The 14,453-nt window shown below is 35.4% G+C and carries 9 protein-coding genes; all 9 read right to left on the reverse strand.

Going from position 1 to position 14,453, the window contains the following annotated elements:
* Nucleotides 1–36 precede the first annotated feature (36 nt).
* Nucleotides 37–3,009 carry a protein translocase subunit SecDF gene (gene secDF, locus OZP11_RS07810; protein WP_281234661.1) on the reverse strand — a complete coding sequence of 991 codons (2,973 nt, stop codon included), beginning with the start codon at nt 3,007–3,009 and terminating at the stop codon, nt 37–39.
* Between the two features lie 227 nt (nt 3,010–3,236).
* Entirely contained in the window at nt 3,237–4,172 is a 936-nt protein-coding gene (mdh, locus tag OZP11_RS07815) for a malate dehydrogenase (protein ID WP_281234662.1), read from the reverse strand.
* Nucleotides 4,173–4,286: 114 nt separating this feature from the next.
* Nucleotides 4,287–6,227 carry a DNA topoisomerase (ATP-hydrolyzing) subunit B gene (gene gyrB / locus OZP11_RS07820; protein ID WP_281234663.1) on the reverse strand — a complete coding sequence of 647 codons (1,941 nt, stop codon included), beginning with the start codon at nt 6,225–6,227 and terminating at the stop codon, nt 4,287–4,289.
* Between the two features lie 240 nt (nt 6,228–6,467).
* Nucleotides 6,468–8,084 (reverse strand): asparagine synthase B, encoded by a 1,617-nt coding sequence (gene asnB / locus OZP11_RS07825; protein ID WP_281234664.1) that lies wholly within the window; start codon nt 8,082–8,084, stop codon nt 6,468–6,470.
* A gap of 306 nt (nt 8,085–8,390) precedes the next feature.
* Nucleotides 8,391–10,067 carry an asparagine synthase B gene (gene asnB / locus OZP11_RS07830; RefSeq protein ID WP_281234665.1) on the reverse strand — a complete coding sequence of 559 codons (1,677 nt, stop codon included), beginning with the start codon at nt 10,065–10,067 and terminating at the stop codon, nt 8,391–8,393.
* A 439-nt stretch (nt 10,068–10,506) separates the two neighbouring features.
* The gene (locus tag OZP11_RS07835; protein WP_281234666.1) at nt 10,507–10,956 is read right to left on the reverse strand and encodes a hypothetical protein; all 450 of its coding nucleotides are present in this window, start codon (nt 10,954–10,956) and stop codon (nt 10,507–10,509) included.
* Nucleotides 10,957–11,014: 58 nt separating this feature from the next.
* Complete coding sequence (locus tag OZP11_RS07840) at nt 11,015–11,545, reverse strand: GNAT family N-acetyltransferase (RefSeq protein WP_281234667.1); 531 nt, start codon at nt 11,543–11,545, stop codon at nt 11,015–11,017.
* 133 nt (nt 11,546–11,678) lie between these two features.
* The gene (locus tag OZP11_RS07845; RefSeq protein WP_281234668.1) at nt 11,679–13,433 is read right to left on the reverse strand and encodes a TonB-dependent receptor; all 1,755 of its coding nucleotides are present in this window, start codon (nt 13,431–13,433) and stop codon (nt 11,679–11,681) included.
* A 115-nt stretch (nt 13,434–13,548) separates the two neighbouring features.
* Nucleotides 13,549–14,412, reverse strand: a complete 864-nt coding sequence (locus OZP11_RS07850) for a PhzF family phenazine biosynthesis protein (protein WP_281234669.1) — start codon at nt 14,410–14,412, stop codon at nt 13,549–13,551.
* Nucleotides 14,413–14,453 lie beyond the last annotated feature (41 nt).

Here is a 14,453-nt window from a genome sequence, read left to right on the forward strand (position 1 = left end):
AAAGCTGGATTTTTTTAATATTTAAAACATAATTAATTAAGCTTTGTTGTGCTTATCTTCAATTGTGTGTTTCTCATCAGCAGAGATTGTATCAACCAATACCGGAGTAGCAATAAATAATGAAGAATAAGTACCTACAATAATACCAATTAACATCGCGAAGATAAATCCTCTGATTGATTCACCACCAAAGATAAACATCGTTAACAATACGATAATCATCATTAATGAAGTATTCAATGTTCTTGATAATGTAGTATTAATAGAAGCATTTACGATATCTTCGAAACTTCCTTTACGGTTTCCGATGATAAATTCTCTTACCCTGTCAAATACAATTACCGTATCGTTCATAGAGTAACCAATTACAGTAAGAATCGCAGCGATAAAGTGCTGATCCATCTCCATGTGGAAAGGCATGAATTTGTAGCATAATGAATAAACTCCTAATACGAAAACTACATCATGCGCAACAGCTGCAATCGCACCTAATGAATACTGCCATTTACGGAAAGACACCATTAAGTATAAGAAAATAACTGCCATTGCTCCAAGAACTGCCCAATACGAGTTTGTTTTAATATCTTCTGAGATAGAAGCTCCTACTTTCGATGCTTGTAAAACCCCAACCTGTTTACCATTGTAAGAGTTGATGAATTTATCGTAAGTCGTATTTGGGTAATATTTCTGTAATGCGTTGTATAATTTTTGGTTCACCTCTTCATCGATAGCGATACCATCTTCTTTAATTTTGTATTTGGTTGTGATTTTCAACTGATCATCATCACCTAAAATCTTAGCTTCAACCGGAGTTCCAAAAGCTGCAGATAACTCATCTGAAACAACACTAGCATCAACAGGTTTTTCAAATTTAACCTGGAATGTTCTACCTCCAACAAAATCCACACCTTCATCTAATCCGTTAATGAAGAAAATAGAAGTTAAACTCACTACTGTTACAATAGAAGAGAAAACATAAGTAAATTTCTTAACTTTAATAAAGTCGTAGTGGAAATTAGTAAACCAGTTTTTAGTAATATTTGTAGAGAAAGTTAAATCACCTTTTCCTGCAATATTTCTATCAATAAAGATTCTCGCAATAAAGATTGATGTAAACAATGAAGTTACGATACCAATAAGCAATGTTAAAGCAAAACCTTTAATTGGACCTGTACCGAAGATAAACAAAATCGCTCCAGTTAAAACGTGTGTTACGTTAGCATCAATAATAGAACGCATTGCACCATGCCATCCATAAGATGCCGCTACAGCTTCAGATAATGATTTACCTTCACGTAATTCCTCTTTTGCCCTTTCATATATAATAATGTTCGCATCTACCGCTGTACCTAATGTTAATACGATACCTGCAATACCTGGTAATGTTAATACAAAACCAAAACTTGCCATAATACCAAACAAGAACAATAAGTTTAATAATAAAGCAAGGTTTGCATACCATCCTGCTTTACCATAATAGAACACCATCCATGCACAAACTAATAAAAACCCTAATACAGATGAAGTTGTACCTGCATCAATTGCAGCCTGACCTAAAGATGGTCCTACAACTGTAGACTGGATAATGTCTGCAGAAGCCGGCAATTTACCCGCATTTAATACGTTAGCTAAATCTTTTGTTTCAGCAACATCAAAAGAACCTGTAATTTCAGATCTTCCTCCGGCAATTGGACCGCTAGTAACACCAGGCGCAGAATACACGATGTTATCCAGAACAATTGCAATATATCCTTTTTGAGAGAAAGCTCTTCCTGTTAATTCTTCCCAAACTTTAGCTCCCTGGCTGTTCATTTGCATAGAAACAGCTGGCTTACCCATTTGGTCAAAAGTATCTTTTGCATCAGTTACAACACCACCGCTCATAGCTGGTACGTTATCTCTGTTCCCTTTTAAAGCGTATAATTCTACAGCTTCAACTTCTTTTGCTTTAGCATCTTTAATAGTCGTTGGTTTGCTCCAAACGAATTTTGCATTATGCTGATCAGCAGCCAATAAAATTCTAATTTCCGGTCTTTTAAAATATCCGTTGATTGCAGCAGTATCTTTTACAGCGAAGTATCCTAAAACCGGACCACCGCCCTGGACAATCATTTTATCAAATAAAGGATTGTTTCCTTTTTTAACGTCGCTTGAATCTTTAGCATCAGTTAATAAAGCATTCAATGAATCTTTAGCAACAGTTTTAGTTTCTGTTTTCTTAACTTCTGTTGCTTTTAAAGCTTCGTTTGCTGAAACTAAGAAGTTACCAACTTCTTCAATTTTATAAGTTTCCCAAAACTCTAACTGAGCTTTTCCACCTAATAATTTTTTAATTCTGTCAACATCCTTAGCACCCGGAAGCTCAACTAAGATTCTTCCTGTTTCTCCTAATTTCTGGATGTTTGGCTGTGTTACACCAAATTTGTCGATACGCTCTCTTAATACTTTAAAAGCACTTTCAACAGATTCATCAACTTTTCTTTTGATTACTTTTTGAACCTGAGCATCAGACATTTGAAAATCGATCCCACCATCACCCTGCAGACTTCTGTTTGCAAAAATATCCGGTGAAGCCAATTTCACTGTTCCTTTTGAATTTGCTTCAAAAGCTTCAAAAAATTTATTTAAATAGGTCTTATTTCCTTCTAAATTTGCACTTGCATCGGCTAATGATTTATTAAATACCGGATTTTTAGAATTATTAGCTAAACCTTTTAATACGTCTTTAATAGAGATTTGAAGAATTACGTTGATTCCTCCTTCTAAGTCAAGACCTTTGTTTAACTGCTTGTTTTTTACTTCGTTGTAAGTAAAATCTGTAAAACCAAGACTAAATACTTTCTCTTTACCAATAGAATCTAAATATTTTAGCTCTTTATCAGGATTATCTCCTGCAAAAGCTTTAGCTTCACCTTTGACATTATTTGCCACAAAAGTGAACGAGAGTTGGTAAATACTTACCAATGCAAATAGAATTGCGAAAAATTTAATAAGTCCTTTATTCTGCATTATTACTAAAAATTAATTATGTTTTATTGTTTGTTTCTGGTTTTAAATTCACTTTTAATAAGCCCTGACATGAATTTTTAAAACAAAAAAACGAGATCACGAATTACCAATTTTTTTTTAAATCGAGCAAATATATAATTAACGAAAATATTTACCAATTTATTTATTAATTAATCTCAAAAAAAAAGCTGCAAAAGTGCAGCTTTTTCTTTTTATTACGGTTTTTATTATACTAAAATCGCCTTTAAAGCATCGTTCATGTTACGAACTGCATCTGCACTTTTCGCAAATAATGCCTTTTCCTGGTCATTTAAATTAATATCAACAATTTCTTCTACTCCATTTTTACCTATTATACAAGGTACACCTATGCAAATATCATTTTGACCATATTCGCCTTCTACAAAAACTGAGCAGGCAATCATTTTTTTCTGATCATTTAAAATACTGTCTACTAAATACGCTACAGACGCTCCAGGAGCATACCACGCCGAAGTTCCCAGTAATCCTGTAAGAGTAGCACCGCCCACCATGGTATCGGCAGCTACTTTTTGAAGTACGTCTTCTGAAAGAAACTGAGAAACCGGAATTCCGTTATAAGATGCTAAACGTGTTAACGGAATCATAGTAGTATCACCATGACCGCCAATTACCATTGCCGAAATATCATTTGCAGGTTTATCTAAAGCCAGAGAAAGATATGTTCTAAAACGAGAGCTGTCTAGCGCTCCTCCCATACCAATAATTCTGTTTTTTGGCAGCCCTGTCGCTTTTAATGCCAAATATGTCATAGTATCCATTGGATTAGAAACTACAACAATTATAGTATCCGGAGAATATTTAAGTACATTTTCGGCAACTGTTTTCACAATTCCTGCATTTATACCTATTAACTCCTCACGAGTCATTCCTGGTTTTCTTGGTATTCCTGATGTAATTACTACCACATCACTTCCTGCGGTTTTAGAATAATCGTTGGTAACGCCTGAAACTTTGGTATTAAATCCTGTATTTGTGGCACACTGCATAATATCCAACGCTTTACCTTCGGCAAAACCTTCTTTAATATCCAACAGTACTACTTCGCTTGCTATTCCTCTATAAGAAATAACATCTGCACAGGTAGCTCCAACATTTCCTGCTCCTACAATGGTAACTTTCATATTTTTTTACTTTATCGGTTATTAATTAATTTGTCTATTCTTAAAAAAGACAATTCGTTTAATTGTCTAGTAAATTTAAACAATTAAACGAATTGATTTTATTAAATTTTCATTTTATGCGTCAATATTTGCATAAACTGCATTTTTCTCTATAAACTCCCTTCTAGGAGGCACCTCATCCCCCATCAGCATAGAGAAAACCTGATCTGCTTCGGCAAGACTGTCGATGGTTACCTGGCGCAATGTTCTAAAATTAGGATCCATTGTTGTTTCCCATAACTGCTCGGCGTTCATCTCTCCAAGACCTTTATAACGTTGAATATTGGCACTTCCACCCATTCTTTCGTTAGCCTGATCGCGCTGCACATCATTCCATGCATATTCCTTTTTATTTCCTTTTTTTACTAAGTATAAAGGCGGTGCTGCAATATATACGTGTCCTTCTTCAATAAGTTCTTTCATAAAACGGAAGAAGAACGTTAATATTAAGGTAGAGATGTGACTACCGTCGACATCGGCATCACACATGATGATTACTTTATGATATCTTAGTTTTTCAATATTTAGTGCTTTACTGTCTTCTGCAGTACCAACTGTTACACCTAAGGCTGTAAAGATATTTCTAATCTCTTCGTTTTCGAAAACTTTATGATGCATCGCTTTTTCAACGTTCAAAATCTTACCACGTAGTGGCAGAATAGCCTGAAAGTTACGATCACGTCCTTGTTTGGCCGTTCCACCCGCCGAGTCTCCCTCGACAAGATAAACCTCACATCTTGCAGGATCCTGCTCAGAACAGTCTGATAATTTTCCCGGAAGTCCACCGCCGCCCATAACGGTTTTACGCTGCACCATTTCACGCGCTTTTTTCGCTGCATGACGTGCCTGAGCTGCTAAGATTACTTTCTGGATAATCAGCTTAGCGTCATTTGGATTTTCTTCCAAATAATTCTCTAACATTTCTCCAACCGCCTGAGAAACCGGAGAAACTACCTCTCTGTTTCCAAGTTTAGTTTTTGTCTGTCCTTCGAATTGAGGTTCAGATACTTTTACCGAAATAATTGCTGTTAATCCTTCACGGAAGTCATCTCCGGCAATCTCGAATTTTAATTTATCAAGTAAACCTGAAGCATCAGCATATTTTTTAAGCGTTCTTGTCAAACCACTTCTAAAACCTTGTAAATGCGTTCCTCCTTCGTGTGTATTGATGTTATTTACGTAAGAGAAAATATTCTCTGAATAACTTGTATTGTAAATTAAGGCAACCTCAACCGGAATCTCTCCTTTGTCATTATCCATACTGATAACGTGAGAAACAATTGGTTCACGGTTTCCGTCTAAGTAACGGATATATTCTTTAAGTCCTTCATCAGAGTGAAATACCTCACTTCTGAATTCACCTTTTTCATCTACTTCTCTTCTGTCCGTAAACGTAATGGTAATTCCTTTATTAAGGAAAGAAAGCTCACGCATACGGGCTGACAATGTATCATACGAAAACTCAATTGTCTGAGTAAAAATAGTGTCATCCGGAAAGAAAGTCTGGCGTGTACCTCTTTTTTCTGTTTCTCCAATTTGTTTTACAGGATATAAAGATTTACCTCTTTCGTATTCCTGCTCATAAATTTTCCCTTCTCTGAAAACAGTAGATTTCATATGAACAGAAAGTGCATTTACAACCGAAACCCCAACTCCGTGAAGACCTCCTGAAACTTTATAAGAATCTTTATCAAATTTACCTCCCGCACCAATTTTAGTCATTACAACCTCAAGTGCAGAAACGCCTTCTTTTTTATGTAAATCAACCGGGATACCACGTCCGTTATCTTCAACAGTAACAGAACCGTCTTCGTTTATTGTAACACCAATAGTATCACAATGTCCTCCCATTGCCTCATCAATAGAGTTATCAACAACCTCGTAAACCAAATGATGCAGTCCTCGAACTCCTACATCTCCAATATACATGGACGGACGCATTCTTACGTGCTCCATTCCTTCTAATGCCTGAATACTATCTGCTGAATAATTGTTCTTCTTGATTTCTTCGCTCATATAATCTGTTCTAAAAAATATAATTATTGTCTAACAGGCAAATATATAAAAACGCAGGGTATATACCTATAAAATCCCGAGTTAAAGCACTTAAGTTATCAACACAATGGTATTAAAAACGATAAAATTTAATCAAATTCCAAAATTACAGCATAAAAAAAATCCGAACACAAATAGTATTCGGATTTTATATTTTAAGCCAAACCGGATTTTAGAATTTTAAATATTGGATTTTATGCCTTAAACTGCTATTCCGGATTTTACAGCTTCAAAGTTTCCGTTTAAATGGGCAGCATTTGCCCTTCCGCTTGGATCCAGGTTTTCCTGCCATTTCGGAATCCATTTACGAACCGTTTGCGCTGCGCTGACCTGCGGATAGTATTTATGAAAAATTGATCTGTAATAATACGCTTCTTTCGTCGTAGGTGTATTGTATGGAAATTCTGCACTTGCTCCGGCCAGTTGTTCATCTGAAACCTGAGAAGCACAATATTCGATTAATTCATCAACCCAGTTGTACCCTACTCCATCAGAAAACTGTTCTTTTTGTCTCCATAAAATTTCAGAAGGCAGATAAGGATCTTCTGCCGTATCAAAAGCTTTTCTTAAGATATATTTTTCAACTCCGTTATAGGTTTTAGGCTGTTTTTCTTCGGTTTTAATTCGAATCGTAACATCCAGAAAATCTTTATCCAAAAACGGAATTCTGGTTTCGATTCCGTGAGCCATTGTTGTTTTATCAGCACGAAGTAAATCAGCAGTAAATAACTTCTGAACTCTTTCTATGGTTTCATCCTGAAATTCTTCTGCTGATGGTGCATTTCTAAAATACAAATGTCCTCCAAAAATTTCATCGGCACCTTCTCCGGATAAAATTACTTTTACTCCCTTTTCTTTTATTGCTTTAGACAATAAATACATAGGAACACTGGAACGAACTGAAATAATATCGTAGGTTTCGATAGACGAAATTACTTTTTCTAAAGCTTCTACTCCTTCTTTTACCGTAAAATGAACTTCGTGATGTTCTGTACCTAAAAATGCCGCCGCTTTTCTTGCTGCCAAATTATCCGGTGAATCGGCATCTAACCCAATAGAAAATGAAGGTAATTTTTTACCGCTTTCTTTAAATAATCGTGAAGCTATAGAAGAAATTAAAGACGTATCCAAACCTCCTGATAACACAACGCCAACGGGAACTTCACTCATTAAACGTTTACGGGTGGCCTCGATTAAACTTTGGCGGATTAAATCGAAATCCAGACATTGGTCTGCTTTTAAATGATCTTCGTATTCCGGACGGTAGTATTTTACAAAACCGCTTTTGGCCGTATAATAATGTCCCGGAGGAAAAGTTGAAAATGATTTACACTGGTCTGCAATAGATTTCATTTCTGAAGAAAAATAAATCCTTCCTCTTTCATCCAATCCATAATATAAAGGTTTAATCCCAATTGGATCTCTTCCTGCCACATAATTATCTCCATCGATAATTACGAAAGCAAAATCTCCATCAAGTTTATTGCAAAAATCATAGCCAAATTCTTCATACAAATGCACGATTACTTCTGAATCTGAATTGGTCCTGAAAGTATGGTCTTTTAAAACCGTATTTTTTAATTCCTCATAATTATAAATTTCCCCATCATGCACCATCCAGGCATTTTTTGTTCCCTGAATAGGCTGTTTACCTGATTTCAAATCGATAATAGATAAGCTTTCATGACAGAGCACGCTGCCATTTTCCATAATATGTAAATCGCTTTCATCAGGACCACGATGTGACATTCTTTCTGAAAGCTCTTTTACAAGCTGCGGGTCTTTTCCTTTGCCGATAACGGCCAATATTCCAGACATACTATTTTATTTTTTTACTTTTTAATGATTGTAATAAGCTTTAACATTAAAAAATCATTAAAAAATTCAACTAAAAGCAAAACTAAATATTATTTTTTGCTTTTCTATACTTTAATGCTAAAATCTCAACGATTTAACTCGAAATCGATATATTCCAAATATATCAAAAGAAAGTTAAATAATTGCCAAAAACTTATTCACAACATGTTGATTTTTAGAATTTAACATTATAAGACAAGAAAAACGTCCTCAATTCTGAGAACGTTTTTCGCGAAAATTATATACTAATTCTAAAAATTAACTTGTTTATGCTTTTACATAAGCATCGTCGTGAACGTTTGCAACCGCTCTTCCTGAAGGATCGTTTAGGTTTTTGAAAGCTTCGTCCCACTCTAAAGCGATTTTTGTACTGCAGGCAACACTTGCTTCCTGCGGCACACATAATGCAGCTGCATCGCTTGGGAAATGTTCTGTAAATATTGAACGATAGTAGTATTCTTCTTTTGAAGTAGGTGTTTGTAACGGGAATTTAAATCTTGCGTTTGCCAATTGCTCGTCTGAAACTTCTCTTGCCACAACTTCTTTCAAAGTATCGATCCAGCTGTATCCTACTCCATCAGAAAACTGCTCTTTTTGTCTCCAGGCAACACTTTCAGGAAGCATATCTTCAAAAGCTTTACGAACTACCCATTTTTCCATTGGATGTTCTTTGTTAATCATTTTATCTTGCGGGTTGATACGCATGGCAACATCCATAAATTCTTTATCTAAGAAAGGCACACGACCTTCGATTCCCCACGCAGCCAAACTTTTATTAGCACGCAAACAGTCATACATATGAAGTTTTCCTAATTTACGAACGTTTTCTTCGTGGAATTCTTTTGCGTTCGGCGCTTTGTGGAAGTATAAATATCCTCCAAATAACTCATCTGCACCTTCTCCTGAAAGAACCATTTTGATTCCCATTGATTTGATAACTCTGGCCATTAACCACATTGGAGTCGAAGCTCTTACAGTAGTTACATCATATGTTTCAAGGTTATAAATTACATCACGAACAGCGTCTAAACCTTCCTGAATTGTAAATTTAATTTCGTGGTGAATAGTTCCAATATGATCTGCTACTTTTCTCGCTGCAGCTAAATCCGGAGAACCTTCTAATCCAACAGAGAATGAGTGTAATTGAGGATACCACGCATCTGTAGTATCATCTGACTCAATACGTTTTTGAGCAAATTTTTTGGCTACAGCCGAAGTTATAGACGAATCTAAACCTCCTGAAAGTAAAACTCCATAAGGAACGTCACTCATTAATTGTCTGTGAACCGCTGCTTCAAGTGCTTTTCTGATTTCTGGAATGCTTGTTTCGTTGTCTTTTACTGCATCGTACTCCGTCCAGTCCCTTTTGTACCATTGTACAAATTCTCCGTCTTTGCTTGATAAATAATGTCCCGGAGGAAATAATTCGATTTTTGTACAGTATCCTTCAAGAGCTTTTAACTCAGAAGCTACGTAGAAAGTTCCGTGCTGGTCCCATCCAATATACAATGGAATGATCCCCATATGGTCACGGGCAACGAAATATTCGTCTTTATCAACATCATAAATCGCGAAACCGAAGATTCCGTTTAATTCATCAACAAAGCTTACTCCTTTTTCTTTGTAAAGTGCCAGGATAACTTCGCAGTCGCTTTCAGTTTGAAAGTTGTATTTTCCTTCAAATTGTTTACGAAGTTCTCTGTGATTGTAAATTTCACCATTTGCTGCCAAAACCAGTTTTTTATCTTCTGTAAATAAAGGCTGTTTTCCTGAAGCCGGGTCTACAATTGCCAGACGCTCATGAGAAAGAATTGCTTTATCATTGCTGTAAATACCGCTCCAGTCTGGTCCGCGGTGACGAATGATTTTAGACATTTCTAATACTTGAGGTCTTAAAGCTTCTGCTTTTTGCTTTAGATCAAAGGCACATACAATTCCGCACATAATTTTATATTTTTTACTTTTAAATTTTATTTTGATAGGGCAAAGATGAAGTATTAGTTACAATTGAAAAACACAAACAACAATATCAATTACAATTATCAATCAAAATAATCAATTTACATACAAAATGTAAAATTCTAACATCAAAAAAAGCCTGAAACTTAAAATTTTTAATTTTGAGGATAAAACTGGTTTAAAATTGAAAGTTTTTAAGAAGTATTTGAATTATTTTTTGAGTTGTATAGATCTAAATGAAAGATTCGTAAAGTCAGGAAAGAAAGTTGTTCTGGAATTATAATTTACATAATCCAGCGGATTGTTTGTCATTTCGGGGAACGAGAAATCGCACTAGCAGCTCCGAAAAGAATATACTTTGTGGATAAGCTAGTGCGATTCCTCCTTTGTTGAAATGACAAGATTGTGCAGAATTAGAAAATAACTACTCTACACTCTCAATAGTATAATGCGTTTTATTAATCTCAAACTGAAACCCGACTTTATTCCCCATTAAATGATTTCCTAAAGGTGACTGCGGAGAAAGTGCAATGACATTAATTCCGTCGATTGCAATTTTAGGAAGTGCAACGCTTACGTACAAATAAATTCCGTTTGCTTTTACCAGACTGCCCAAAACGATGTTTTCTGTTGTTTTGGCGGGGTCAATTTTATCCAGAACGGCTATCTGTGCGATCGATTCTTTTAATTTATGGGTTAGTTTTTCCTGCTCGATGTGCATCATCGATAAGGCGGTTTCGTGTTTATCGCCGGCAGAACCTTTGGCGTCGTTTTGAGAATCTTCGGTCAGGTTTGAAATCATGTCTCTGAAAACATCAATTCGATCCTGAACCATTTGGATATAGTGTGAATATATTTTTTCTTTAAATGTCATTTTTTTAGCTGGTAAGATTCTGTAGTACTGAGATGCTAAGGTTTCTTAATTTAAGATTTTATTGAAAAAAAATATCCGGATAAACTACATTTCCGTATACCTTTTTCAATCCATCTTTTGTAAGGGGAATAACCATACAATTTTCTGCAGGAACATCAAATGGCATTTTGATATTGTATTTTGAACAGCGTTCGTATCCAAATTTTGGATAATAATTTTCATGACCAAGCAAAACAACGGATTTATATCCCAATTTTTCTGCCACATTATGACCTTCTAAAATAAGTTTTGCTCCTACTCCCTTTCCCTGAAATTCAGGTAAAACAGAAACCGGTGCCAGGGCCAGACATTCAAAAGTATCAAGTTCATTTACAATCTCTAGTTTTGTAAATAAAATATGCCCGGCAATTTTTCCGTCGATCTCTGCAACAAGAGATAATTCCGGGATAAAGATTTCTGATTTTCTTAATCTTTCTACTAAAAACTGCTCTTTGTGATCACTATATTCTTCTTTTTCAAAAGCTTTTTCTATCAGCTGGAAAACACTTTCAAAATCGTCTTTTTGTTCTTGTCTAATTATAACTTCCATTACTCTTTAATTTAGTCACAAAAATAGCCACAAATTCACGAATCTACTCCAAAAAATCCATGAACCTATGGCTAAAAAGGCACTTTCTGTTTAAAAAACTTCGTACCTCACTGCTTTTGCATCAAAAACTGTCCTAAAAATCGAATTTATAGTTCCCTCCGGCTAAAACCTGAAATCCCTGAACCGGATAGTTCAGCCATCTTTCGTAAGCCTGATTTCCTATATTATTTAATTTAAGGAAGAAAGTTAAACGCTCATTATATTTGTATCCTAAATGCGCATTGGCATCGAAATAACTTTTTAAAGTGGCAATAACGGGATCTGTTCCCAAACTTAAATTAGTCTGCATATCTTTACGTTCGCCTACATAGAAAACCTTTACACCGGCATACCATTGTTTGGTAATATTTACATCAAGACTTGAACTCAGTTTCATTGATGGTAAATTCCACGCTTCGGCCACATTATCTGTTTGATAACTATTAAAAGTTCCGTTAATTCCAAAAGTCACATTTTGAGAGAAATCAGCTTTTAATTCTCCATAGAAACGGAAAGTCCTGATATCATCATACGTTACACCAAAAGAGTTCCCGAAAGCGTAGTTTTGGTTTGTGAAATCTTCTGTATAATCATTGCTTTTAAACAACGCTTTGTCCTTTTCATTTAAATACGAACCTGTCAGATTATAGCTTACATTATTGGCCAGTTTTCCTTTTAAACCCGCAAACACATTATATTGTGTACTGCTTGGTCTCATATTTAAAGTTGGAGATAAAAACGGATTATCGGTCACAAAATCAGCATACGAGTTTTGGTTTAACGCTCCATTTACTCCTGTGTAGAAAATCATTAAATCGCCAACTAATTTATAAGAAGCATTTACTTTTGGATAAATATAAAATTTGTTGCCGCTGTTTTCAGAATCCAGAGCATAGAACAATCCGGCACCCAATTCTAATGTCCATTCGTTTTCATGAACCACAAAACTCGGTTCAATACCAAAATTGGTTAAACTGTATTTTACCGGTTCAAGATTATCTCTTAAGTAATTATTTTTGAATGAACCGCTTACGTGATCTACAATAATATTTGTATTTATTGCCTGATCCATAACATCTACTTTAAAAGTCGGCTTTAGGTAGAAACGATTTTCTGAAGAAGAAAAACTATCCGAAAAATGGGTAAATCTTGTCGAAATCTTGCTAAAAATACCTTCTGTAAATTCGGCATTCCCGCCTGCTGAAATCGTATTATAAGAATGATCAGGACTTATTCCTCTAATTAAATCATTTTGCAGTTCAGGTGATAAAGTCGATCCAAATCCCGCCGGAAGTCCGTACCAATTGTAAATTTGATTCTGATATCCTACATCAACTCCCCATGAAACATCGCGGTTGTTTACGCCATACCCAATATTTAAAGCTGTATCGTAAAATTCGTCATTAAGCTGTACATCTTTAATACCGCCCTGGGAAGAATGATGACGAAACATTCCTGCCAGATAATCGTTGTTTCCTAAATCGTGTGTTACAAACAATTCAGCATTTAAAGTTCCGTAATTACCAACACCAGCCGTTGCGTAATTGCTGAACAATCTTTCTTTTTTAGATTTATCTACAGCTTGTGCATTTCCTTTTGCCGGGGTAAAAGTCGAGGCAACCGGAACAGACAAAATACTGTATTTGATCGTTTCTTTAGGCTGGTTTCCGGCATCGTCAAGTGAAGGAATTTCTTTCACTTTAAACGCATCTGATATCGTTGGCGAATAAGGTTTTACCACGTTTACTGTTTCTGTTCCTATGTTTTCATTTTTCTTTTGTGCAAACGAAAGCTGAACAACAAATAACACTAGTAAAATGATGATTTTATTTCGGCAGTTTAATTTCATATTTCTTTTATTTTGTAAAATGTCTATTGTAAAATGTCAGATGTTTTACGACTCTCTTTTTTTACTTTTCACATTTCACATCGTACATTATCTAACTTTCTAATTCTCTAAATTATTATGCTTCCCAATCTCCTTTGGCAACAAACTGGGCTTTTCCTCCTATTTGTATATCAAACTGATCATTGGTCAATTTTCCTTTGAAATAAATCTCAGACGGACGATTGATATAATCTCCCTGATGGTTCGTTAATTCTAATTCCGGTTTGTGATATTTTAGTAAAAAAGCCTGTAAGCAAGTACTGGCACTTCCGGTAGCGGCATCTTCAACCAATTGGTTGTGTTCAATGCACAGCATTCGGCTGAAGATTTTTGAACCTTCTAAATAATAAAAATACAATCCTCGATGACTTGTTTTACAATGATTTTTCAGCCATAGATCGGTTTTATCTTTATCCAAAACCAGATTTTCAAGTGCTCTTTTACTGCTCAAACCTACCATTACAAAGGCACTTCCGGTGGTAACTTCCTGAACCGGAAATTGGTTTTCGAAATCACTCACAGTCAAATTACTGAATGATGTAATATCCTGTTTCGAAAAAACATCCCAAAATTTTGGCTGTGCTGCTTTTAACCAAATCAAGCTTTCTGACTGATGAATCGCAATGGGTCCAATTGGCACTTCCAGTTTAATTTGGTCAGGCGAATTATCAAACACTTTATTCATCAAAACCCACGAAGTCCCAATTATAGGATGACCTGCAAACTGCATTTCCTGCGATGGTGTAAATATTCTGATCTCGGCTTTATTATTTTCTGTGTCCAGTTTTGTAACAAATGTACTTTCGGCAAAATTGATTTCGCGCGCTATCTGCTGCATTTCTTCTGAACTTAAATTTCCTGCTTCCAAAAAAACCGCCAGCTGGTTTCCGGCATATTTTTTATCTGCAAAAACATCTACTATATAAAAAGGTAAACTCATATCTTGTACAATGTGTTTAAGGTAAAATGTATTTCTGCTTT

The sequence above is a fragment of the Flavobacterium gelatinilyticum genome, from assembly GCF_027111295.1.
In the GTDB taxonomy this organism is placed as follows: Bacteria; Bacteroidota; Bacteroidia; order Flavobacteriales; family Flavobacteriaceae; genus Flavobacterium; species Flavobacterium gelatinilyticum.

What these genes read in the sequence shown, in the direction of transcription:
- mdh (WP_281234662.1), bottom strand. Translation starts at nt 4,172, where the DNA reads ATGAAAGTTACCATTGTAGGAGCAGGAAATGTTGGAGCTACCTGTGCA.
- OZP11_RS07835 (WP_281234666.1), bottom strand. Translation starts at nt 10,956, where the DNA reads ATGACATTTAAAGAAAAAATATATTCACACTATATCCAAATGGTTCAG.
- OZP11_RS07845 (WP_281234668.1), bottom strand. Translation starts at nt 13,433, where the DNA reads ATGAAATTAAACTGCCGAAATAAAATCATCATTTTACTAGTGTTATTT.
- asnB (WP_281234665.1), bottom strand. Translation starts at nt 10,067, where the DNA reads ATGTGCGGAATTGTATGTGCCTTTGATCTAAAGCAAAAAGCAGAAGCT.
- asnB (WP_281234664.1), bottom strand. Translation starts at nt 8,084, where the DNA reads ATGTCTGGAATATTGGCCGTTATCGGCAAAGGAAAAGACCCGCAGCTT.
- OZP11_RS07840 (WP_281234667.1), bottom strand. Translation starts at nt 11,545, where the DNA reads ATGGAAGTTATAATTAGACAAGAACAAAAAGACGATTTTGAAAGTGTT.
- secDF (WP_281234661.1), bottom strand. Translation starts at nt 3,009, where the DNA reads ATGCAGAATAAAGGACTTATTAAATTTTTCGCAATTCTATTTGCATTG.
- gyrB (WP_281234663.1), bottom strand. Translation starts at nt 6,227, where the DNA reads ATGAGCGAAGAAATCAAGAAGAACAATTATTCAGCAGATAGTATTCAG.
- OZP11_RS07850 (WP_281234669.1), bottom strand. Translation starts at nt 14,412, where the DNA reads ATGAGTTTACCTTTTTATATAGTAGATGTTTTTGCAGATAAAAAATAT.